This is a genomic window from Brevundimonas sp. TWP2-3-4b1 (assembly GCF_049897665.1).
GTDB lineage: Bacteria > Pseudomonadota > Alphaproteobacteria > Caulobacterales > Caulobacteraceae > Brevundimonas > Brevundimonas subvibrioides_B.
This window is the reverse complement of the sequence record NZ_JAFCWQ010000001.1, coordinates 282,998-303,667: the sequence shown is the minus strand read 5'-3', so window position 1 is coordinate 303,667 and position 20,670 is coordinate 282,998. Positions and strand designations below refer to the sequence as shown.

The 20,670-nt window shown below is 68.9% G+C and carries 19 protein-coding genes; 8 read left to right on the top strand and 11 right to left on the bottom strand.

The window, feature by feature from the left end; all coding sequences use genetic code 11:
• Window positions 1-143 precede the first annotated feature (143 nt).
• A complete protein-coding gene (locus ACP7A5_RS01500; protein ID WP_426040402.1) occupies window positions 144-2,591 on the bottom strand; it encodes a S9 family peptidase in 2,448 nt (815 codons plus the stop codon).
• A 161-nt stretch (window positions 2,592-2,752) separates the two neighbouring features.
• Here ACP7A5_RS01500 and ACP7A5_RS01495 point away from each other — a divergent pair, with 161 nt between their 5' ends.
• The 3 genes from ACP7A5_RS01495 to ACP7A5_RS01485 are packed head-to-tail and all read left to right on the top strand — an operon-like array spanning window position 2,753 to window position 5,940.
• Window positions 2,753-3,760: a cysteine synthase A gene (locus ACP7A5_RS01495; protein WP_426040250.1), complete on the top strand. Its 1,008-nt coding sequence runs from the start codon at window positions 2,753-2,755 to the stop codon at window positions 3,758-3,760.
• Window positions 3,757-4,701: a transcriptional regulator GcvA gene (gcvA, locus tag ACP7A5_RS01490; protein ID WP_426040249.1), complete on the top strand. Its 945-nt coding sequence runs from the start codon at window positions 3,757-3,759 to the stop codon at window positions 4,699-4,701. Before ACP7A5_RS01495 ends, gcvA begins: the two co-directional genes overlap by 4 nt.
• Window positions 4,702-4,710: 9 nt before the next feature.
• Window positions 4,711-5,940 (top strand): NAD(P)/FAD-dependent oxidoreductase, encoded by a 1,230-nt coding sequence (locus ACP7A5_RS01485; RefSeq protein WP_426040248.1) that lies wholly within the window; start codon window positions 4,711-4,713, stop codon window positions 5,938-5,940.
• 21 nt (window positions 5,941-5,961) lie between these two features.
• Here the strand turns inward: ACP7A5_RS01485 and ACP7A5_RS01480 are convergent, their stop codons facing one another.
• From ACP7A5_RS01480 to ACP7A5_RS01440, 9 genes are all read right to left on the bottom strand, one after another.
• On the bottom strand, window positions 5,962-6,687 hold the full coding sequence (locus ACP7A5_RS01480) for an alternative oxidase (RefSeq protein WP_426040247.1): 726 nt from the start codon (window positions 6,685-6,687) through the stop codon (window positions 5,962-5,964).
• 147 nt (window positions 6,688-6,834) lie between these two features.
• On the bottom strand, window positions 6,835-8,256 hold the full coding sequence (locus ACP7A5_RS01475) for an NAD(P)(+) transhydrogenase (Re/Si-specific) subunit beta (RefSeq protein WP_426040246.1): 1,422 nt from the start codon (window positions 8,254-8,256) through the stop codon (window positions 6,835-6,837).
• Window positions 8,257-8,293: 37 nt separating this feature from the next.
• Window positions 8,294-8,680: a hypothetical protein gene (locus ACP7A5_RS01470; RefSeq protein ID WP_426040245.1), complete on the bottom strand. Its 387-nt coding sequence runs from the start codon at window positions 8,678-8,680 to the stop codon at window positions 8,294-8,296.
• The gene (locus tag ACP7A5_RS01465; RefSeq protein WP_426040244.1) at window positions 8,677-8,985 is read right to left on the bottom strand and encodes a hypothetical protein; all 309 of its coding nucleotides are present in this window, start codon (window positions 8,983-8,985) and stop codon (window positions 8,677-8,679) included. Before ACP7A5_RS01465 ends, ACP7A5_RS01470 begins: the two co-directional genes overlap by 4 nt.
• The gene (locus tag ACP7A5_RS01460) at window positions 8,985-9,329 is read right to left on the bottom strand and encodes an NAD(P) transhydrogenase subunit alpha (RefSeq protein WP_298160825.1); all 345 of its coding nucleotides are present in this window, start codon (window positions 9,327-9,329) and stop codon (window positions 8,985-8,987) included. The genes ACP7A5_RS01465 and ACP7A5_RS01460 overlap by 1 nt, the downstream gene beginning before the upstream one ends.
• The gene (locus tag ACP7A5_RS01455) at window positions 9,329-9,571 is read right to left on the bottom strand and encodes a hypothetical protein (RefSeq protein WP_426040243.1); all 243 of its coding nucleotides are present in this window, start codon (window positions 9,569-9,571) and stop codon (window positions 9,329-9,331) included. Before ACP7A5_RS01455 ends, ACP7A5_RS01460 begins: the two co-directional genes overlap by 1 nt.
• On the bottom strand, window positions 9,568-10,701 hold the full coding sequence (locus ACP7A5_RS01450; protein WP_426040242.1) for a Re/Si-specific NAD(P)(+) transhydrogenase subunit alpha: 1,134 nt from the start codon (window positions 10,699-10,701) through the stop codon (window positions 9,568-9,570). The genes ACP7A5_RS01455 and ACP7A5_RS01450 overlap by 4 nt, the downstream gene beginning before the upstream one ends.
• A gap of 180 nt (window positions 10,702-10,881) precedes the next feature.
• Window positions 10,882-11,145 (bottom strand): aa3-type cytochrome c oxidase subunit IV, encoded by a 264-nt coding sequence (locus ACP7A5_RS01445; RefSeq protein ID WP_426040241.1) that lies wholly within the window; start codon window positions 11,143-11,145, stop codon window positions 10,882-10,884.
• Between the two features lie 201 nt (window positions 11,146-11,346).
• On the bottom strand, window positions 11,347-13,050 hold the full coding sequence (locus tag ACP7A5_RS01440; protein ID WP_426040401.1) for a M3 family oligoendopeptidase: 1,704 nt from the start codon (window positions 13,048-13,050) through the stop codon (window positions 11,347-11,349).
• Window positions 13,051-13,265: 215 nt separating this feature from the next.
• Here ACP7A5_RS01440 and ACP7A5_RS01435 point away from each other — a divergent pair, with 215 nt between their 5' ends.
• The 3 genes from ACP7A5_RS01435 to ACP7A5_RS01425 all read left to right on the top strand — a co-directional run bounded on the left by ACP7A5_RS01435 (window position 13,266) and on the right by ACP7A5_RS01425 (window position 17,151).
• Window positions 13,266-13,739: a DUF1203 domain-containing protein gene (locus ACP7A5_RS01435; RefSeq protein WP_426040240.1), complete on the top strand. Its 474-nt coding sequence runs from the start codon at window positions 13,266-13,268 to the stop codon at window positions 13,737-13,739.
• Window positions 13,740-13,791: 52 nt separating this feature from the next.
• Window positions 13,792-15,585: a DUF4153 domain-containing protein gene (locus ACP7A5_RS01430; RefSeq protein WP_426040239.1), complete on the top strand. Its 1,794-nt coding sequence runs from the start codon at window positions 13,792-13,794 to the stop codon at window positions 15,583-15,585.
• 123 nt (window positions 15,586-15,708) lie between these two features.
• Window positions 15,709-17,151, top strand: a complete 1,443-nt coding sequence (locus ACP7A5_RS01425; RefSeq protein WP_426040238.1) for a sigma-54-dependent transcriptional regulator — start codon at window positions 15,709-15,711, stop codon at window positions 17,149-17,151.
• Here ACP7A5_RS01425 and ACP7A5_RS01420 read toward each other — a convergent pair.
• Entirely contained in the window at window positions 17,135-17,629 is a 495-nt protein-coding gene (locus ACP7A5_RS01420; RefSeq protein ID WP_426040400.1) for a GNAT family N-acetyltransferase, read from the bottom strand. The two genes, ACP7A5_RS01425 and ACP7A5_RS01420, sit on opposite strands and share 17 nt — an antisense overlap.
• Between ACP7A5_RS01420 and ACP7A5_RS01415 the strand changes: the two genes are divergently transcribed.
• Complete coding sequence (locus tag ACP7A5_RS01415; protein WP_426040412.1) at window positions 17,570-17,863, top strand: hypothetical protein; 294 nt, start codon at window positions 17,570-17,572, stop codon at window positions 17,861-17,863. The genes ACP7A5_RS01420 and ACP7A5_RS01415 overlap by 60 nt on opposite strands.
• Before the next feature lie 87 nt (window positions 17,864-17,950).
• Window positions 17,951-20,635, top strand: coding sequence for a TonB-dependent receptor (locus ACP7A5_RS01410; protein WP_426040237.1), 2,685 nt, complete (start codon window positions 17,951-17,953; stop codon window positions 20,633-20,635).
• Window positions 20,636-20,670: the final 35 nt, after the last annotated feature.

Below are 20,670 nucleotides of genomic sequence, written 5' to 3'. Positions count from 1 at the left end.
GATGAGACCTGTCAAAGACCGCAAGGATCAGATGGGAGCCTCGGCCTGACGCGCAAGACCTGGGCAGGAATAAATTCGCAACGCCCTTTGGCGCCGTGGCCCCCGGCAGGAGGGATCACCCTCCGCCGGAGGCCAGGCCGGACCTATTGCGATCCCACCGCCGGAGCGGTGGGGTTCTTGATCGTCTGGTCGAGCCAGCGGGTCATCTCCCACAGGGTGTGACCGACTGATTCCCGCGCGCGATAGCCGTGCGCCTCGAGCGGCAGGACGACGTAGCGGACCGTCGCCCCATTGCCCTTGAGCGCGGCGTAGAACCGCTCCGACTGGATCGGGAAGGTGCCCTGGTTGTCGTCCGCCTCGCCGTGGATCAGCAGGATCGGCTCGTTGACCTTGTCGGCATAGGCGAAGGGCGACATCTCGTTATAGGTCTCCGGCGCCTGCCAGTAGGTCCGCTGCTCGGCCTGGAAACCGAACGGCGTCAGGGTCCGGTTATAGGCGCCCGACCGGGCGATGCCCGTGGCGAACAGGTCGGTGTGAGCCAGCAGGTTTGCGGTCATGAAGGCGCCGTAGCTGTGGCCCCCGACGGCGATGCGACCCCGCTCGGCCACGCCCATTCCAACCACCGCATCGACCGCCGCTTTCGCGCTGGCGGCGAGTTGTTCGATATAGGTGTCGTTCGGCTCGGTCCCGTCCGCCCCCACGATCGGCATCGAGGGGTTGTCCAGAATGGCGTAGCCCTGGGTCAGCAGGAACAGGTGGCTGGAGCCGCCCGGACGCACGAACCGGTTGGCGGTATCCACAACCTGACCGGCCACGGCCGCGTCGGTGAACTCCGCCGGATAGGCCCACATCAGCAGCGGCAGGGGGCCGTCACGATCCTTGTCGTAGCCGGCCGGCAGATAGAGGGTGCCCGACAGCTGCACCCCGTCGTCGCGGGTGTAGGTGATCAGCTGCTGGGTCACGCCAGCCAGCTGCGGCGCCGGGTCGGGGAAGCTGGTCAGGGGCGTCACGTCGCCGTCCAGGTCGCGGACACGCAGGTTGGCCGGCTCGGTCCGGCTCTCGCGCACGGTGACCAGACGGCGGCCGTCCTCATCCAGCAGGCCGATGACGGTCTCGTACTCGCCGCTCGCCGACTGCCAGATCCGTTCGGTCAGCCCGGTCGAGAGGTCGAGCGTTCCGAGGAAGGGATACTCACCTTCCCGCGTGGCGCCGTCGCCCTCGACGAAGACGCGCGACCCGTCCGGGGTGAACTGGATCACCTCGCGGCCGGCGGCGTTGGCCTCGGTCGCGATCGAGCCCGGGTCGTTGTAGCGATCCTGATAGTTGCGATCGACGATGACGCGGCCAGCGCCCGGACGCGACGGATCGACGACCGACCGGGTCTCGTGCCGGGTGTTGAACCACTGGGTGTTGACCACGGCCACGTCCGACCGGCCCCAGGTCACGCCGGCGTAGCGTTCGGGCAGGTCGATCAGGGTCGTCGCCTGACCGTTGAACGGCGCATCCAGCATCAGGACGCGGTCGCGAACGGTCGCCGGCGTACGCGGATCACCGCCGTCCTGGGCCTCGACCCAGACCAGGGTCGATGGCGTGTCGGCGCGCCACTGGGCTGCGCGGGGGCCGGTCTCTACGGCGTCAAAGGGCGGCGGGATATTGTCGCGCAGCGGCAGGTCGGCGACCTCATGCACGACCCGGCCGTCCATGTCTGTCACCACCACGTCGCCGGGGAACAGGCGCGCGGGCACGACATAGCTGAACGGCCGCCTGGCCGTGGTCTGCAGCAGATAGCGGCCATCCGGCGACACTGAAGCGCCCAGGATCACGCCCGGCGCGCCGATTCTGCGGGCCTCTCCGGTCAGCGGGACGACAACCAGCTGCGCAGTGAAATAGTGGGCGAACAAGGCCTCATCGCCGGCATCGGCCAGCAGGTCCTGATAGGTGCGCACCGCCGCCGCGCGGCCGCCGCTCTCGGCGACCGTGGGCCCGGCCGGCGCGGCCGTCACGTCCGGCGCGGCGCCGCGATCAGCCGGCACGGCCCGGACCAGCAGGCCCGAACTGTTCGGCAGCCAGCTCATGCCGGCGCCCGTCGCGGCGTTCACGCGGGCGCCGAACACCTCGCGCGCCGTGGCCGTGCCGACATCGGCGACCCACAGGGCCATGCCTTCGGGCTGGTCCATCAGGAAGGCGACAGACCTGCCGTCGGGCGACCAGCTCGCGCCCGTGAAGCGCGCGCCTTCGGGCAGGGCGACGGCGCGCGCCGCGCCGCCTTCGATCGACTGGAAGCTCAGGCCCGTCACCCAGGAGATGCGGCTGTTGGCCGGTCCGTTATTGCGCGGGTTGATCCGATAGCCGGCGAGGCGGAGCATCGGCTCGGCCAGTTCGGCGATCGTCGGCAGGTTGGACCGCTGGAAAAGGACCAGGGTCTTCTGATCGGGGCTGACGCTGGCGCCGGGCGTCGGCCGGGCGTCCAGGATATCCGCAATCGGCGCGGGCGGCTGCTGATAGGTCAGCGCGCTACCGGCCGTCTGGGCCAGAACGGGCGTCGCGAACAGCATCAGCACAGTCGGCGCCACATGACGCATCAGTCGCATCTTCATCGGAAACTCTCACCCAGACAGGACAAGGCGGGCCCCTCCGGCGCGCCGGGCCGGACAGTAACCCCGCATTTCGCCCTGGTCACCAAGGCAAACCTCCCTTCCCGTGCGACCAAAGAGATTCTAAAAGCGGCCTCGTTCAGATGGAGCATCTCCCCGTGCCGATCGCCTCCGATATTCTTTCCCTGATCGGCTCCACGCCGATGATCCGCCTGCGCGCGGCGTCCGCCGCGACGGGCTGCGAGATCCTGGGCAAGGCAGAGTTTCTCAATCCGGGCGGGTCGGTGAAGGACCGCACCGCACGCGGCCTGATCCTCGACGCGAAGGCCTCCGGCGCCCTGCGACCCGGCGGGACGATCGTGGAGGGAACAGCCGGCAATACCGGCATCGGCCTCGCCCTGGTCGGCGCCGCGCTCGGCCATCCCGTCGTCATCGTCATGCCGCGCAGCCAGAGCGAGGAAAAGAAGAAGGCCGTCCGCCTGCACGGCGCCCGCCTGGTCGAGGTCGATCCGGCCCCCTTCTCCAGCCCCAACCATTTCGTCCATTTCTCGCGCCGCCTCGCCGCCGAGCTGAATGAGAGCGAGCCCAACGGGGCCTTCTACGCCGACCAGTTCGACAACACCGCCAACCGCCGCGCCCATTTCGAGACTACAGGCCCGGAGATCTGGGACCAGACCGGAGGCCGCATCGACGGTTTCGTCTGCGCCGCCGGCACCGGGGGCACACTGGCCGGCACGTCCGCCTTCCTGCGCTCGAAGAACGCCGCCGTCCGCATCGCCCTCGCCGATCCGCCCGGCGCCGCCCTGCATGCCTGGTTCACCGAAGGGGAGCTGAAGGCCGAGGGCTCATCCGTGACCGAGGGCATCGGCGTCAACCGCATCACCGGCAATCTTGAAGGCGTCACGGTCGATCATTCCTTCCGCATCGAGGACGCCGAGGCCCTGTCGGTCATCTTCGATCTGGCCAGGGACGAGGGCCTGACCCTGGGCCCGTCCAGCGGGGTCAATGTCACCGGCGCCGTCCGACTGGCCCGCGAACTCGGCCCCGGCCACACCATCGCGACCATCCTCTGCGATCCCGGCCAGCGCTACACCGGCAAGATCTACAACCCCGCCTTCCTGCGCTCCAAGGGCTTCGACGTGCCCGCCTGGCTGGAGGGCGTATGAGCGACGCAGGCGACGCGGGACGCCGCCTCCCGCCCCTCAACTCTCTGAAGGCCTTCGAGGCCGCGGGTCGTCGGCTCAGCATCTCGCTCGCCGCGCGCGAACTGGGCGTCACCCCCGGCGCCGTCAGCCAGCAGATCAAGGTGCTGGAAGATCATGCCGGCGGCCCCCTGTTCCGTCGCGACGGCGGCGCCGTGGCCCTGACCGAACTCGGCGCCCGGCTTCAACCCGTGCTGCGCGACGCCTTCGAACAGCTGAAGCGCGCCGCCGATATCGTCTATGGTCCTACCGGTCGTAGATCGCTCGCCGTCAGCGTGCCCCCCTCCTTCGCCGCCCGCTGGCTGGCCCCGCGCATGGTCCGCTTCTCGGCCGAACATCCGGAGATCGAGGTCTGGGTCTCGGCCGACATGCAACTGGCCGACGTGGCCGGCGGCCGGGTCGATGTCGCCGTGCGCTACGGCGTCGGCGGCTATCCCGGTGTCCGCTCTGAACTTCTGTTCGAGGCCGGCGTCGTGCCCGTGTGCAGCCCCGCCCTCCTGACCGGCCGCTCACCACTCCAGAAGCCTGCCGACCTCGCCCGCCACACCCTGATCCACGTCGGCAACGGGCATGTCGAGGAGCCGCGCCCCGACTGGGCCGCCTGGCTGAAGGCGCGCGGCGTGACCGGCGTCGACGCCTCGGCAGGGTCCCGCTACGACCAGACCGCCTTCGCCATCGAGGACGCCGCCAACGGCCGGGGCGTGGCCCTGGCCCCGCGCGCGTTCGTCGCCGCCGACCTGGCCTCGGGGCGGCTGGTGACGCCGTTCGCCGACGGCTACCTGCCGACCGACATGGCCTATCACGTCCTGACCCGGCGCAACGGCGGCCGCGAGGAGGCCCGCACCTTCGTCGCCTGGCTGAGGCGCGAAGCCGATGCCGACGACGGCACGGTCGATGAGCTGTAGGAGACCCGCATGACTGTTCCGGATCGAGGCGTCGTCATCGTCGGCGCGGGCCACGCAGGCGGCACGGCCGCCGCCCTGTTGCGCCAGTACGGCTATGACAAACCCATCACCCTGATCGGCGAGGAACCGCTGATCCCGTACCAGCGTCCGCCCCTGTCCAAGGCCTGGCTCAAGGGCGAGGCGGAGGGCGACAGTCTGGCCCTGCGCCCGCGGGCCTTCTACGCCGAACACGAGATTGACCTTCGCCTCAGGGTCGAGGTCACCGGTATCGACCGGACGGCCCGGACCGTCGGCCTGTCGGACGGCGCGACTCTGGCCTACGACCATCTGATCCTTGCGACTGGAGCGCGGGCCCGCCGGCTCGACGTCCCCGGCGCGGACCTCGTCGGCGTCCACGTCCTGCGCACCGCCGCCGACGCCGAGGCGATCAAGGCCCAGCTGGGCGAGGGCCGCACCCTGGCTGTCGTCGGCGGCGGCTATGTCGGGCTGGAGGTCGCCGCCTCCGCCCGCGCCCTGGGCGCCGGGGTCGTGGTGCTGGAGCGCGAGCCGCGCCTTCTCGCCCGCGTCGCCTGTGATGTCCTGTCGACCTTCTTCCAGACCTATCACGAGGATCGCGGCGTCCGCTTCGAACTGGCCGCCGAGGTCACGGGCTTCGCCGGCGACGGTCCCCGGGTCGCGGGCGTCACCCTGGCCGACGGCCGCACCATCCCTTGCGACAGCGCCGTCGTCGGCGTGGGCGCCATTCCCAACGACGCACTGGCGGTCGCGGCGGGGCTCGACGTGGAGGGCGGCATCCTCGTCGATCTGGAGGCCCGCACCTCCGACCCCGCCATCTTCGCCATCGGCGACGTCACCCGCCGCCCCATGCCGATCTACGGCCGGATGTTCCGCATGGAGAGCGTCCCCAACGCCCTGGAACAGGCCAGACAGGCCGCCGCCGCCATCACCGGCCGCCCCGCCCCCGCCGGCGAGACCCCCTGGCAGTGGTCGGACCAGTACGACCTCAAGCTCCAGATCGCCGGCTATCCCTTCGACTCGGACCGCATCGTCGTCCGCGGCGACCCCGCCACCGCCAGCTTCGCCGTCTTCCACCTGTCCGGCGACAGGGTGCAGGCGGTGGAGGCCATCAATGCCCCGCCGGAATTCATGATGGGCCGGAAGCTGATCGGCGAGCGGCGGGCGGTGGATGTCGAGAAGCTGGCGGACAAAGGCGTGTCGATGAAGGAGGTGGGGGTCTGATGCCTCTGCCGTTCCCCGCCTCTAGACGGCGCCTTTAAGCTCGGTGGCGTGAGGAGGATAGGCGGCGGCCGGCGTCAGGCTGCGCGGCTCCTTGGACAACTGGCTTGCGAAGCCGTGGTTGACGTCGCGGTGATGCGCCTCGTCGGCCCGCACGACCACAACGACGTCGCGCAGCGTCGCGTCTGCGGGCAGCTTCCAATAGTGGATGGCGATGGCGGGCGCGGGGACGTTCGGCGAGCGACCTTCGTCGATTTCCTTCAGATACAGGTCGTAGCTGATGACGGCCTCCTCCTCGAAGTAGCCGACCACCCGGTGCGCCGTGCGGGACGAGATCAGATAAAGCAGGAAGAACCCGACGTAGAACACCGCCTGGGCCAGCTGGATCACCAGCCGTTCGAAATAGGTCGGCTGGGCCACCTCGATGAAGGTCATCAGGTGCATCCGCTCGTTCTCCGCTTCCTCCATCAGGGTACGGATCCAGCCCTCGTCGTCCTTCATTTGGCGCAGGCATTTCAGGTGCGTCAGCGTCGCCCCGACCATGCCCGGCACCGCAGCGACGGTTTCCAGAACGATGGCCCGGTGCCCGTAGCGCTTGGCGAAGAAGGTGTCGGCGCTGAATCGCAGCAGCTTGGTGAAACCCAGGGCGAAACGGTCGGAGAAGCCCTTTGGAACGTGATGGATGACAGGCTGGGCCGCCTTCTCCTCCGCCAGGGCCCGGGGATCGGGGGCGAGGACTGTGTTGGCCATGTCATGCGTCCAGAGCGGAGGCTCGCGAAGCGAAAGCCATACCCAGCCCGGTTGTCAGAGGAAGTCGCGCCAACGGGGAGCGTCACGGAAAAAATCCCTAGGCTCTCTAGGGTTATTTCACAAGAGCTATCTAACTGTTAAGCTTGACTAAAGCCCCTTCACAATCCCCTCGACCATCTTCTTGGCGTCGGCGAACAGCATCATTGTGTTGTCGCGGAAGAACAGTTCGTTCTCGACGCCGGCATAGCCCGCCGCCATGCCGCGCTTGATGAACAGGACGGTGCCCGCCTTTTCTACGTCCAGGATCGGCATGCCGTAGATGGCGGAGGTCGGGTCCGTCTTGGCCGCCGGATTGGTGACGTCGTTGGCGCCGATGACGAAGGCGACGTCGGCGGTGGCGAACTCGGCGTTGATGTCCTCCAGCTCGAACACCTCGTCATAGGGGACATTGGCCTCGGCCAGCAGGACGTTCATATGGCCCGGCATCCGGCCCGCGACGGGGTGGATGGCGTATTTCACCTCGACGCCTTCTTCCTTCAGCTTGTCGGCCATCTCGCGCAGGGCGTGCTGGGCCTGGGCCACGGCCATGCCGTAGCCGGGGACGATGATGACCTTGGAGGCGTTCTTGAGGATGAAGGCGGCGTCTTCGGCCGAGCCCTGTTTGACGGGGCGGGTTTCCGCCGCTCCCGCTGCGCCCGCCGGACCCGTGTCGCCGCCGAAGCCGCCCAGGATCACGCTGATGAAGCTGCGGTTCATCGCCTTGCACATGATGTAGCTGAGGATCGCGCCCGATGAGCCCACGAGGGCGCCGGTGATGATCAGGGCGATGTTCTCCAGCGTGAATCCAAGCGCCGCCGCGGCCCAGCCGGAATAGGAGTTCAGCATCGACACCACGACCGGCATGTCGGCCCCGCCGATGGGGATGATCAGGGTCGCGCCGAGGATCAGGGCGATGGCGAACACGCCCCAGAAGGCCCAGACCGCCGTGCCGCCCGTGCCGATCAGGATACCGATCAGGAAGACCAGCCCCAGGGCCAGGCCGATGTTGATCAGGTGCCGCGCCGGCAGGATGATCGGCGCGCCCGACATATTGCCGTTCAGCTTGGCGAAGGCGATTACCGAGCCGGTGAAGGTGATGGCGCCGATGGCGACGCCCAGGCTCAGTTCGATGATCGAAATGGTCTTGATGCCCACGCCGTCCGCATTGAGGATGCCGAAGGCTTCGGGCGCATAGACGGCTCCGATGGCGACCAGACAGGCGGCCATGCCGACGAGGCTGTGGAAGGCCGCGACCAGCTGGGGCATGTCGGTCATGGCGACCCGTTTGGCGATCAACGCCCCGCCGCCGCCGCCCACGATCACGCCGCCGGCCAGCAGGGCCAGGGTCACCGGATCGAGCGCGCCCGAGGTCCCCAGCGTCAGCAGGGTGATGCCGACCGCCAGCCCCATGCCGATCATGCCGAAGGTATTGCCCTGACGGCTGGTCTCCGGGCTCGACAGGCCCCGGAGCGAAAGGATGAACAGGACGCCCGACGCCAGATAGGCCAGCGCCGCGATGGATGCGTTCATGTCGTTTCCCCCGAAATCGTCTTCTTCAGTCGTGTCATCACAGGAAGCCCACCGCAGCCGGATGGGCCGTATCGTTGGTGGCGTCGGACAGGACCTCGCCGTCCTTGACCATGGCGATGCCGACCGGTCCCGGCCCGCCGGTCTTCTTCACGGTGCAGCGTCCGTCCTGATGCGGCAGACGCCCCCGGGCCGCGCCCGTTCCGGTCGTCGCGATCTTGTTGGTCCAGTGGCGCTGGTCCCACTGGCTGGCCTCATAGGTCACCGGTGCGAACCGGCAGACCAGCGACCAGCTGGCGCCCTGGGGCGCCGCCACCGACCAGGGCAGGCCGCCCTCGACATTCGGACCGACATGGACCTGGGCCGAGGCGGCGGACGCGACCGCCGTAACGGCGAGAACAAGAAGGCCGGCGAACCCACGCATCATCGGGGGTCCGTCCCGGCGCCCGCCGCCGTCCGCGCCAGTCGCCACAGGGCGGCGGCGATGAACAGCGGGCCCAGGAAGACCATGGCCCAGTCCACGGCCATCATCGGCCGGTCCTGCACCACGATCCGCGCCAGAATGCCCGAGAACAGCAGCACCACGCCGCAGTCGCGCAGGCGCAGCTTCTGGATCGGGCTCTTCTCGCCAACCCAGCTCCACACCCACATGCCGAGACCGATGCCCGTGGCGATCCACGAGCCGGTCCAGGCAATGCTGGCAGGTGCGAGGTTCAGGTCGGCGAAGGACATCAGGCCTTGGCCGCCTCGGCGGGCTTCGCGGGCCGTTCCTTCTTCTTGTACATGGCCAGCATCCGTCGCGTGACCATGAAGCCGCCGAAGATGTTGACGCTGGCCAGGGTCACGGCCGCGACGCCGGCGCCCTTGGCGATCCAGGCGTTCGGCCCGGTCGCCTCGCCCGACACGGCCGCCGCCGCGATCAGACCGCCGACGATGATGACGCTGGAAATCGCGTTGGTCACGGCCATCAGCGGCGTGTGCAGCGCCGGGGTCACCGACCAGACGACATAGTAGCCGACGAAGATCGCCAGCACGAAGATGGCCAGGCGAAAGACGGTGGGATCAACGTGTTCCATCAGGCGGCTCCATCCCTGTGAGACAAGTGACTTTCAATTCGAACCAGCAGCAAGACGATGACGCCAATCCCGGCGAACATCATCATTTGCGGGCCATAGTTCACGATGAGAGCAAGAAACCCTCCGAACAGCCCGCCGATCTGAACGCCGCTCACGGCAGCCAAGGCGCCGATCAGGACAAGCGTTGGCGCGACGAACACGAGGGCCAAGCCAACGCCGCGAACGATCGAGATTTCTCTCACCCCCACACCCCTTCGTGCACCACGACCCCGCCGTTGGTGACCACCGCCGCCTTAAGGATCTCGTCCTCCAGATCCACCGCCAGCGCCCCGTCCTTGATCAGCAGGCCCGCGAAAGCGACGAGGTTCTTGGCGTAAAGCGACGACGCGTCCGACGGGATCCGGCCCGGCAGGTTGGTGTAGCCGACGATCGACACGCCGTTCGCCGTCGTCACGACCTCGCCCGGCTTCGACCCTGCGACATTGCCGCCCGCCTCGACAGCGAGGTCGATCAGCACGCTGCCCGGCTTCATCGAGGCCACCTGTTCGGCGCTGACCAGAACCGGCGCCGCGCGTCCGGGGATCAGGGCGGTGGTGATGACGATGTCCTGTTTCTTGATGTGTTCGCCGGTCAGGGCCGCCTGTTTGGCCTGGTACTCGGGGGACATCGGCTTGGCGTAGCCGCCGGCGGTCTGGGCGTTTTTGAACTCCTCGTCCTCGACGGCGAGGAATTTGGCGCCGAGCGATTCGACCTGTTCCTTGGTCGCCGGGCGCACGTCGGTGGCCGTGACCACCGCGCCCAGACGCCGCGCCGTCGCGATGGCCTGCAGGCCCGCGACGCCGACGCCCATGATGAAGACCTTGGCCGGGGCGACCGTGCCCGCCGCCGTCATCATCATCGGGAAGCCCTTGCCATAGGCATAGGCACCCTCGATAACGGCGCGGTATCCGGCCAGGTTCGCCTGGGACGACAGGGCGTCCATCACCTGGGCCCGGGTGATCCGGGGCACGAACTCCATGGCGAAGGCGGTGACGTTGGCCCCGGCCATGGCCGCGACCGTGTCCTTCTCGCGATAGGCGTCCAGCAGGGCCACGACGATCGCGCCCGGCTTCATCGCCGAGATTTCCTGCGCCGTCGGACCGCGCACCTTCAGCACCAGATCGGCGCCGTCCAGGGTCGCGCGGGTGTCCGGCTTCACCGTGGCGCCGGCCGCGACATACTCGCTGTCGGGAATGGACGAGCCCAGGCCCGTGCCGGCCTCGACCGTCACGGTCGCGCCCAGGGCGGTGAACTTCTTCACGGTCTCGGGAGTGACGGCGCAGCGGGTCTCGCCCTCACGGCGTTCCCGGGTCACGGCGATGGCAACGGCCAAGCGAATCTCCCCATCCAGACTGGATCGGAGAACGTTAGGCGCTGGGATACGGATGCGTCAAAGGCGGAAAGTCGGCAAGGTTCAATCAGAACGCCGCGCGGCGAAGGGTCGCCCGCGCACGGGCCGACCCGCGCTCAAGTCGCGAGCCGCTGCTCGGCGAGCGATAGCGCGCCCAAAAAGTTAGTGGCTCTTGCCGCCCTTCAGGAAGACGAAGCCGGCGACGGCCAGAACCCCGCCGCCGAGGGCGCCGGCGATGAAGCTGCCGCCCGGCTGGAACCACAGCGTCAGGAACAGCAGCACCGCGGCGACCACCAGCGAGCCCCACTTGGCCAGGTTCATGAACAGGCTGTAGGTCGCGGTCTGCTCCTCGACCGTCATCTTGCCGTGGACATAGGCATCCGCGTCGTGATCGGCGTGTTCGGTCGGGGAATGATGGTCGGCCATGAGTCTGCGTCCGTCGGAGAGGCGATTGCGCGCTCTTATAGCGATGCGGGGGTTTGGCTCAAGGCGCCCAGCGAAATCCTCCCCCGTTGGGGGAGGTGGCATGAAGCGAAGCGGAGTGACGGAGGGGGCCTGCCGCGAAACCGGTGTCTGAGGCTGCGCCCCTCCACCGCTTCGCGGTCCCCCTCCCCCGATGGGGGAGGATTACGATCCCAGAGCCTCGAACTGATCGATCAGTCGTTCCAGCCGTTTCGTGCCGATGGTCCAGAAGGACGGGTCGCGCGGATTGAGGCCGAACGGCTCCAGCGCCTCGACATAGGTCTTGGTCCCGCCGGCCGCGAGCAGCCCGCGATACAGCGGCGCGAACCCGTCCGGGTCGGCCCGCCGCGTCTCCATCAGGGCCGCCACCAGCAGGTCGCCGAACGCATAGGCGTAGACATAGAAGGGCGAGTGGACGAAGTGGCTGACATAGCTCCACCACGCCTCGTAGCCGGGGTTCAGGGTCACCGCCGGGCCGAGCGAGGCCCCCATTTCCTGAAGGAACAGTTCGCCCAGCCGGTCGGCGGACACCTCGCCCTTCACCCGCTCGTCGTGGAACCGCGTCTCGAAGCGGTGGAAGGCGATCTGGCGGACGACGGTGTTCAACCCGTCCTCGATCCGCCCGGCCAGAAGACCCCGCTGCTCGGCCCTGGGCGCCGTCGCCAGCAGCCGGTCGAACGTCAGACCCTCGGCGAAGATCGACGCGGTCTCGGCCAGCGTCAGCGGCGTATCGGCCAGCAGCGTCCCCTTCTCCGCCGCCAGCGTCTGGTGCACCCCGTGCCCCAGTTCATGCGCCAGGGTCAGCACGTCGCGCCGCTCGCCCATCCAGTTCAGGAAGACATAGGGGTGGCGGTCGGCCGTCACCGGATGGGCATAGGCGCCCGACTGTTTCCCGGCTCGCGCGCGTCCATCGATCCAGGGCTTGTCGAAGAACCGCCCGGCCGCCTGCGCGAACTCCCCGCCCAGATCGCCGAAGCTTTCCAGCACCAGTTCGCGCCCCTGGGTCCAGTCGAAGCCGCGCGGCGCCGTCGTCTCCAGCGGCGCATTGCGATCCCACTGGTCCAGCTTCGCCTTGCCCAACGCCCTGGCCTTCAGCGCATAGTAGCGGTGCGACAGTTTCGGATAGGCGGCGGCGACCGCATCGGCCATCGCATCCACGGACTCGCCGTCGACCTCGTTGGCCAGGTGGCGACTGTCAGCGGGGCGTTTGAAGCCGCGCCAGCGGTCCTCCATCGCCTTGTCGGCCGCGACGGTATTCAGCACCAGTGCGAGTGTCGAGGTCCGCGCCGCCAGCGCCGTGTTGAGCCCCTCGGCCGCTGAACGTCGCTTCGCCGGCCTGGGGTCGGAAAGCTGGTTCAGCGCCTCGGCCAGGGTCAGGCTCTCCTTGCCGCTCTCGACCCGCAGCGCCGCGCACGTCTCGTCGAACAGCCGGGGCCATTGCGCCGCGATCGGCATCCGCTCGGCGATGAAGGTCTCCAGTTCGCCGGACAGCTCGTGCGGCTTCATCGCCCGCACCCGCCGCAGCCACGGCTTCCACTTCCTTGCGCCATCATCAGCCGCCAGCGCCGCCTCGATTTCGGCCTCCTCCAGCTGGTTGATCTCCAGCGTCAGCCACACGGTCGGGGTGGCGATGGCGGTGATCCTCTCGCGCAGATCGGCCTCGAACCCCTGCGCCCCTGCATCCGCCCGGTTGGTCGAAGCGGCGAGGAAGGCATAGGCGCCCAGGGCGCCGAGCTTTTCCGAGGCCTGTTCGTACAGGGTGATGGCCCGGTCCAGCGTCGCGCCCAGCGCTTTCGCATCGGCGCGCTCGCCGACGAACCGGCCCTGCAGCCCGTTCAGTCCGGCGACCGCCGTCCGCGCCGCCTCCAGATCAGCGGCGATCCGCGCATCCTCGCGCGACGCATAGAGATCGGACAGGTCCCAGAGAGGCGGTTCGGCGGGATCGACGGGATGGGGCGGGGCTTTGAAGGGGGCGTTCATGCCCTTCGTTGTGGGGTCGCCGAGGCCGTGGCGCAACGGCCGAAACCCGCCAGACGCGCGGCGCGGTTCGTCGCATCTCTCCCGGCGAACACGGAGAGACGCCCATGACCTACCGCATCGAAGCCCTGCCGCTGGAACCCTTCACCGCCTATTTCGCCATGACCGACGCCGAACTGGCCGAGGTCGGCGCCCGCCGCTGGGTCGCCGATGCCCCCGGCCGGGCACCCTGCCGCGTCAGCCTCCAGGACGCCGACGCGGGCGAGGCCCTCGTGCTCGTCAACCACGCCCACCTGACCGATCCCGCCTCGCCCTATCGCGCCTCGGGCCCGATCTTCGTGCGCGAGGCCGCCGTCAGGGCCGCACCGGCGGCCGAGGCGCCCGAGATGCTGCGCAAACGCCCCCTGTCCCTGCGCGTCTATGACCGGCGCAACATGATGATCGAGGGACAGGTCATCGACGGCGCCGAGCTCGACGACCGACTGGCGCAATGGTTCGCGAACCCGGCCGTCGCACAGGCCCACATCCATTTCGCCCCGCGCGGCTGCTACCTCGCCCGCGCCGTCCGTCAGGAAACGTAGCTTCCCCGACGCCTCACCCCGGTTCATGGTCACGCTCCGGGGGAGACACGACATGACCGACCAGACAGACACTGCGGGCCGCAGCGACCTGGGCCAGAGCGACCGCCTCGTCGGTCTGGTCCGGCTGGTGATCGGTTTGGCGCAGGGGATCGCCCTTTATCTCCTGGTCCGCGCCTCCGAGGGCGAGGGCGCGACCTGGTCCTCGCGCTTCCCCGAGACCTTCGGCCCCTTGGTGCTGGTCGCCCTCTTCCTGCCGCCGCCCCTGCTGGCCGGCGTCGGGCGGTTGCGCTGGCCGACCCTGGCGATCTGGGGCGTCGTCGCGGCGGCGGCCCTGGCCTTCCTCGCCTGGCACGACGTGGCGCGTCAGGCCGGCGACGTCGGCCGCGAGATGACCTTCCCCCTGTTCGCCTTCTCGGCGGCGGCCCTGTTCATCGCCCATCATCTGATCGTCCCGGCCGATCGCGAGCGCAAACTGATCGCCTCCTTCCCCGCCTATTTCGACGCCGCCTGGATGGCAGGCGTGCAGCTGGTCCTGTCGATCGCCTTCGCCGGCGCCTTCTGGCTGCTGCTGTTCCTCGGGGCCGCCCTGTTCAACATCATCGGCCTCAGCTTCCTCGGCGACCTGATCGAGGAGGGCTGGTTCTCCCTGCCCCTGACCGGTCTCGCCTTCGCCACGGCCGTCCATCTGACCGACGTCCGCGACGGCCTGATCCGGGGCGTGAGAACCGTCGCCCTGATGCTGCTGTCCTGGCTGTTGCTGGTCCTGACGGTTCTGGTCGGAGGCTTCCTCGCCGCCCTGCCCTTCACCGGTCTCGACGGCCTGTGGGAGACCGGCAGCGCGACCGCCCTGGTCCTGTCGGCCGCGGGCGGCCTGATCATCCTCATCAACGCCGCCTATCAGGACGGCCGCGCCGACAACCTGCCGCCCGCCGTGCTCAGGATCGCCGTCCGCGTCGCCTCGGTCCTGCTGACGCCCCTGGTCCTGATCGCCTTCTGGGGTCTCAGCCTGCGTATCGGCCAGCACGGCCTGACGCCCGACCGGATCATCGCCGTCGCCTGCGCTCTCGTCGGCGCCGCCTACGCGATCGGCTACGGCATCGGCGCCCTGGTCCCCTTCGTCCGCAAGGGCTCGCCGTGGATGAAGGCGCTGGAGATGACGAACGTTGTCACCGCCGTCCTCGAGGTCGCCGTCATCCTCGCCCTGTTCACCCCGCTGGCCGATCCCGCCCGCCTGTCGGTCGCGGATCAGGTCGCCCGGCTTGAAGGCGGCAAGGTCGCGCCCGACAAGTTCGACTACGCCTTCCTCCAGAATGGCAGCGGCAAGACTGGCCGCGCCGCCCTCGCCCGTCTCGCCGGCTCGGATGACGCCGACGTCGCTGAGCGCGCCCGGCAAGCCCAGGCCGACATCTTCCCCGTCGCCGACGCTCCCGCTGATGAGGCCTTCAAGCCGACGATCGCCACCCTCCCCGGCGCCCCCGCCCTGCCCGAGGTCTTCTTCCAGCCGGTCACCGACGACGACGCCCGTCGCGAATGCCGGGCGGACGGCGACTGTCTGGCCACGGTCGGCGAGGCCATCGGCTTCCAGCCGAACACCGTCCTGCTGGTCCAGTCCTACCGGGTCACGATCTATGGCGAGGACGCCGAGTTCGGGACCTATATCCCGCTCGGAACCTACGTCCCCGTGCGGTGCGGCGACGAGACGGCGACCACGGACGCGCGCGACCTGCTGCGTCAGGGCAAGCTCAAGGCCGGTTACAGCGACAACCTGCCCGACCTCGACACCGGCGGAGAGCGGCAGTCACCCCTGTCGCCCGCCGCCCCATTCGCCTGCCCGCCCGCCCGTTAACCCACCGCACACCACGCCCTCTCACCCGATCTTCACCGCATCGGGGCTAAAACCGTCCCGAAACGGGTCAGTCGCGCACCTCGAACGCGACCCCCCATCGGTGATGACAAAGGGCGCCCGCACATGGCCAAGACCGTTCTGGTGGTCGACGACGATCCGACCCAGCGCCGCCTCGTCCAGGCGGTTCTGGATCGCGAAGGCTATATCGTCGTCCACGCCGAATCCGGCGGCGAGGCCATCGACCGCCTGACCAAGGGCGGCGGGGCCGACGTGGTCCTGCTCGACCTCGTCATGCCGGGCATGAGCGGCATGGAGGCCCTGGCCGAGATCCGTACCGCCGGCGTCACCACCCCCGTCATCGTCCTGACCGCCAACGGCGGCATCGAGACCGTGGTCAAGGCCATGCAGGCCGGGGCCCAGGACTTCTTCATCAAGCCCGCCAGCCCGGAACGCATCCTGGTCGGCATCCGCAACGCGCTGCAGCTGACCCAGCTGACCGCCGAGGTCGGCCGTCTGAAGAAGCATGTCGCCGGCCGCGTCACCTTCGCCGATCTGGTCGGCGACAGCCGTCCGATGCAGATGGTCAAACAGCTCGGCGCCCGCGCGGCGAAGTCGTCCATCCCGGTCCTGATCACGGGCGAGAGCGGCGTCGGCAAGGAGGTCATCGCCCGTGCCCTGCACGGCGCCAGTGACCGCGCCGGCAAGCCCTTCGTCGCGGTCAACTGCGGCGCCCTGCCCGCCAACCTCGTCGAGTCCATCCTGTTCGGCCACGAGAAGGGCTCCTTCACCGGCGCCTCCGACAAACACCTCGGCAAGTTCATGGAGGCCAACGGCGGCACCCTGTTCCTCGACGAGATCGGCGAACTGCCGCTGGACATGCAGGTCAAGCTGCTGCGCGCCCTGCAGGAGGGCGAGATCGACCCGGTGGGCTCGAAGCGCGCCGTCAAGGTCGACGTCCGCATCGTCTCGGCCACCAACCGCGACCTTTCGACGGCCGTGGCCGAGGGCCGGTTCCGCGAGGACCTGTTCTATCGCCTCAACGTCTTCCCCATCGAGGCCCCGTCCCTGCGCGAACGCCGCGAGGACGTGCCCGCCCTGATCGACCACTTCATCGGCCGCTTCAACGTCGAGGAAGGCAAGCGGATCGCCGGTGTCGCGCCCGAGACCCTGGCCCTGCTGACCGCCTTCGACTGGCCCGGAAACGTTCGCCAGCTGGAGAATACCATCTATCGCGCCATCGTCCTGGCCGATGCCCCCTTCCTGCAGCCGCACGACTTCCCGGCCATCTCGGGCGTCGCCATGCCGCTGGAGGCCGAGGCGCCGTCGGCCGCGATCATGAACTACGCCGACCTGCCGCCCCTGCCGGACCAGCCGATCAGGATCCTCGACGAGCGCGGCCATCTGCGCACGCTCGAGGACATCGAACGCGACCTGATCCAGCACGCCATCGAGGTCTATGCCGGCCATATGTCGGAGATCGCCCGCCGCCTCGGCATCGGCCGCTCGACCCTTTACCGCAAGGTCCGCGAACAGGGGCTGGAAGGCGTGCTCAGGGAGGCGGGGTGATCTCTGCGGTCCCGGGGGACCTCGTCAGGGCGTAGCAATCGTTGGGCCCCGCCGCTTCCCCGAGCTGGGGACGGGCGTCCCAGTTGGCGAGCGTCGCCTCGTAAGTCAGTCCGGCCCTGCGGAGGACAGCGGCGGAAGCGACGTTTTCCGGATGGCAGGTCGCCCACACGCGAAAGATTCCGGGCTGGGCGATCGCCCATGCGACCACCGCCGAAGCCGCCTCGCCCGCGAAACCCTGACCCCAGAACCGCTCTCCAAGGATATACCCCAAGTCGGCTCTGGGCGGCTTCAGTCTGAGCTCCAGAGCGCCCATGAACTGTCCCGTGACCCTGTCGGTGACCGCCCAGGGAAAGGCGGAGCCGGAGCGCCAGCAAGCCTCGCAGAAGTCCGCGAACGTCACGCTTTCAGCCACATCGCGATGGCGTGGAAAGTTCATGAACTGCATCGGCCCAGCCTGTCCGGCGTAGGTTCGAAAGATGTCCGCTGCATCCGCTCGCGCAACGGGACGGAGACGCAGGCGATCGGTCTCGAACTCTTCTGGCGCTCGCATGCGGCGATGATGCGTGGCCGACCGGGCGCGCGCAACGGCTTTGTTCCCGCGCAGATCGACGCTGGAGCCCAGCCGATGCGGCTCGAAAACCACAGTTTTCCTTCGCGACGCAGGGCTGCAACAAAGCGCCACATTGCGGCCGCGACGGATCATGATGACTGAGCCGTATAACCAGGCCGTCGGATTGATCGCAGCGCTGCGCGTTCGCCTCCCGACGGGCGTTTCCCCACGCCTCGTTCGGATTGTTGAATGACCATCGCCGCCGCCCTGCTCTATGCCCTCGCCTCGGGCGCCATCCAGACCGCGCCCCCGCCGCAGACGACAGTGCCCCCCGCGCAGGCCACGCCCCAGACGACACCTCCGGCGACTCAGGATGACGATCAGGAGGACCTCCCGACAGGCGCGCCCGCCGGAGACGCCGACGTGGTCGACGACGTCCTGGTCGACGGAACCCGCCTGCGCGGCGGCGTCCAGGGCGACGTCCCGCCCGATCTCGTCCTGGATGCCGAACAGCTGCGCGCCTACGGCGCCTCCAACATTGCCGAGCTGCTGACGGCGCTGGAGCCCCTGACCCGCAGCTCACGCGGTTCCGGCGGCCCCGTCATCCTGCTGAACGGTCGCCGCACCTCCGGCTTCCAGGAAATCCGCAACATCCCGTTCGAGGCCATCGAACGTACCGAGATCCTGCCGGAACAGGTCGCCCTGACCTACGGCTACACGGCGGATCAGCGGGTCGTGAACATCGTCCTGAAGGCCCAGTTCCGCCAGGCGACGGCCGAGCTGTCCAACCGGGCCCCGACCCAGGGCGGCCGCACCTCGACCGAGGTCGAAACCAGCTATTTCAACATCATCGACGGCTCGCGCATCAACGTCAGCCTGGAGCGGCTGCATGACACTGCCCTGTTCGAAAGCGAACGCGACATCACCCGCGATCCGGGTTCCCAGCCCTTCGACCTGACCGGCAACGTCGCCGGCATTCCCTACGGGACCCGGATCGACCCGGCCCTGGCGGCGGTGGTCGCGGCCAACCCCGGCGTCGCCAATCCGACGCTCGCCCAGTTCGCCGCCGGCGCGAACGCTCCGCGCACCGGAAATCTCAGCGACTATCGCACCCTCCTCCCGCGCGGCGACACGACGACGCTGAACGCCTCGCTCGCGCGCGACCTCAACTCGACGACCAAGGGCACAGTCAGTCTCAATCTGGTCGAGGCCTCGAGCTTCGCCTACGGCGGACTGCCCGGGGTGACCCTGATCGCGCCGGCCGGCCGCAACGGTTCGCCCTTCAGCCGCGACGTCGCCGTCTACCGGTTCATCGGCGACGCCGGCGCCCTGACACGCGACACCGACACCTCGACCGCCAACCTCGGCCTGTTGCTCGACGGCTTCGTCGGCGAAAACTGGCGCTGGACCCTGCAGGGCGCCTACGACCGGGTCGAGACCGACACCACGACCGGCCGCGGCCTCAGCGCCACGGCGGCGCAAACCGCCGTCACCGCTGGCATGCTGAACCCCTTCGGCGCCCTCTCCGCCTCCAGCTTCACCCGCCTGACCGACACCGCCAACTCCGTCGCCAGCGGCGGCCTGCTGGAAGGCGTCGTCATGGGCAACCTGCTCCAGGCGCCCGCCGGCGGCCTCTATTCGACCTGGAAGGTCGGCGTCGACACCCGCGACCTCAACTCGCAAAGCACTCGGGGCGGCGTCTTCTCGGAGCGCGCCATCGGCCGCGACCGCGCCTATGGCACGGTCAACTTCTCCCTGCCGATCGCCAGCCGCAGCCGCGAAGTTCTCACGGGGCTCGGCGACCTCTCGATCACGGCCAACGCCGGCTATGACGAGGCCTCCGACATCGGCGGCCTCGTCACCCTGGGCGCCGGGGCGAGCTGGTCGCCGATCGAAGCCCTGTCCCTGAGCGCCAGCTACAAGGATGAAGAGGGCGCTCCGACCATCCAGCAGCTCAACGATCCGACCATCTCGACGCCCAACAGTTCGGTGTTCGACTTCCGCACCGGCCGGACGGTCCAGATCACCCGCGTCAGCGGCGGCAACGCGAACCTCAGCCCCGAGGATCGTCAGGTCCTCGCCCTCGGAGTGAACTTCCGGCCCTGGTCCGAGCAGGACTTCTCCGTCAGCTCCAACTACACCCGCACGATCGTCAACGACGCGATCATCGCCTTCCCGACGATCACCGCCGACCTCGAGGCGGCCCTGCCGGAGCGGTTCACCCGCGACGCCACGGGCAATCTGATCGCCCTGGACGCCCGGCCGTTGAACTTCGCCCGCACCGAGCGGGCCGAGCTTCGCACCGGCTTCAACGTCTCGCGCGCCTTCGGCACGCCCACCCCGCCGGCGGCCATGGGCGGCGGACGGGGCGGCATGGCCGGCGGCGGCATGATGATGATGATGGGCGGCGGCCGTCCCGGTGGGGGACGCGGCGGCGGCATGCAGCCCGGCCAGGGCCGTTTCAACCTGTCAATCTATCATACGGTCCGGTTCACCGACACGGTGAGCATCCGTGACAGCCTGCCCGAGCTGGACCTGCTGGACGGGGACGCCATCGGCGCCCGGGGCGGCACCTCCCGCAACGAGTTCCAGGTCCAGGCCGGGGTCTTCCGCAACGGATTCGGCTCGTTCATGAACGCCAACTGGCGTCAGGCGACCCGCGTCGACGGCGGCGCGGGCGGTTCGGACCTGGCCTTCAGCGACCAGACCACGGTCAACCTGAACGTCTTCGCCGACCTGACCCAGCGGACCAGCTGGGTCGAGAAATTCCCGATCCTGAAGGGCACGCGCCTCAACTTCGGCATCCAGAACCTGTTCGACAGCCGCACCGAGGTGACCTCCTCGACCGGCACGGTCCCGCTGAACTACCAGCCCGACTTCCTCGACCCCCAGGGCCGCGTCTTCTCGATCAGCCTGCGCAAAATCCTGTTCTAGCCGCCAAGACCACCGTGCACTCCGGCGCAGGCCGG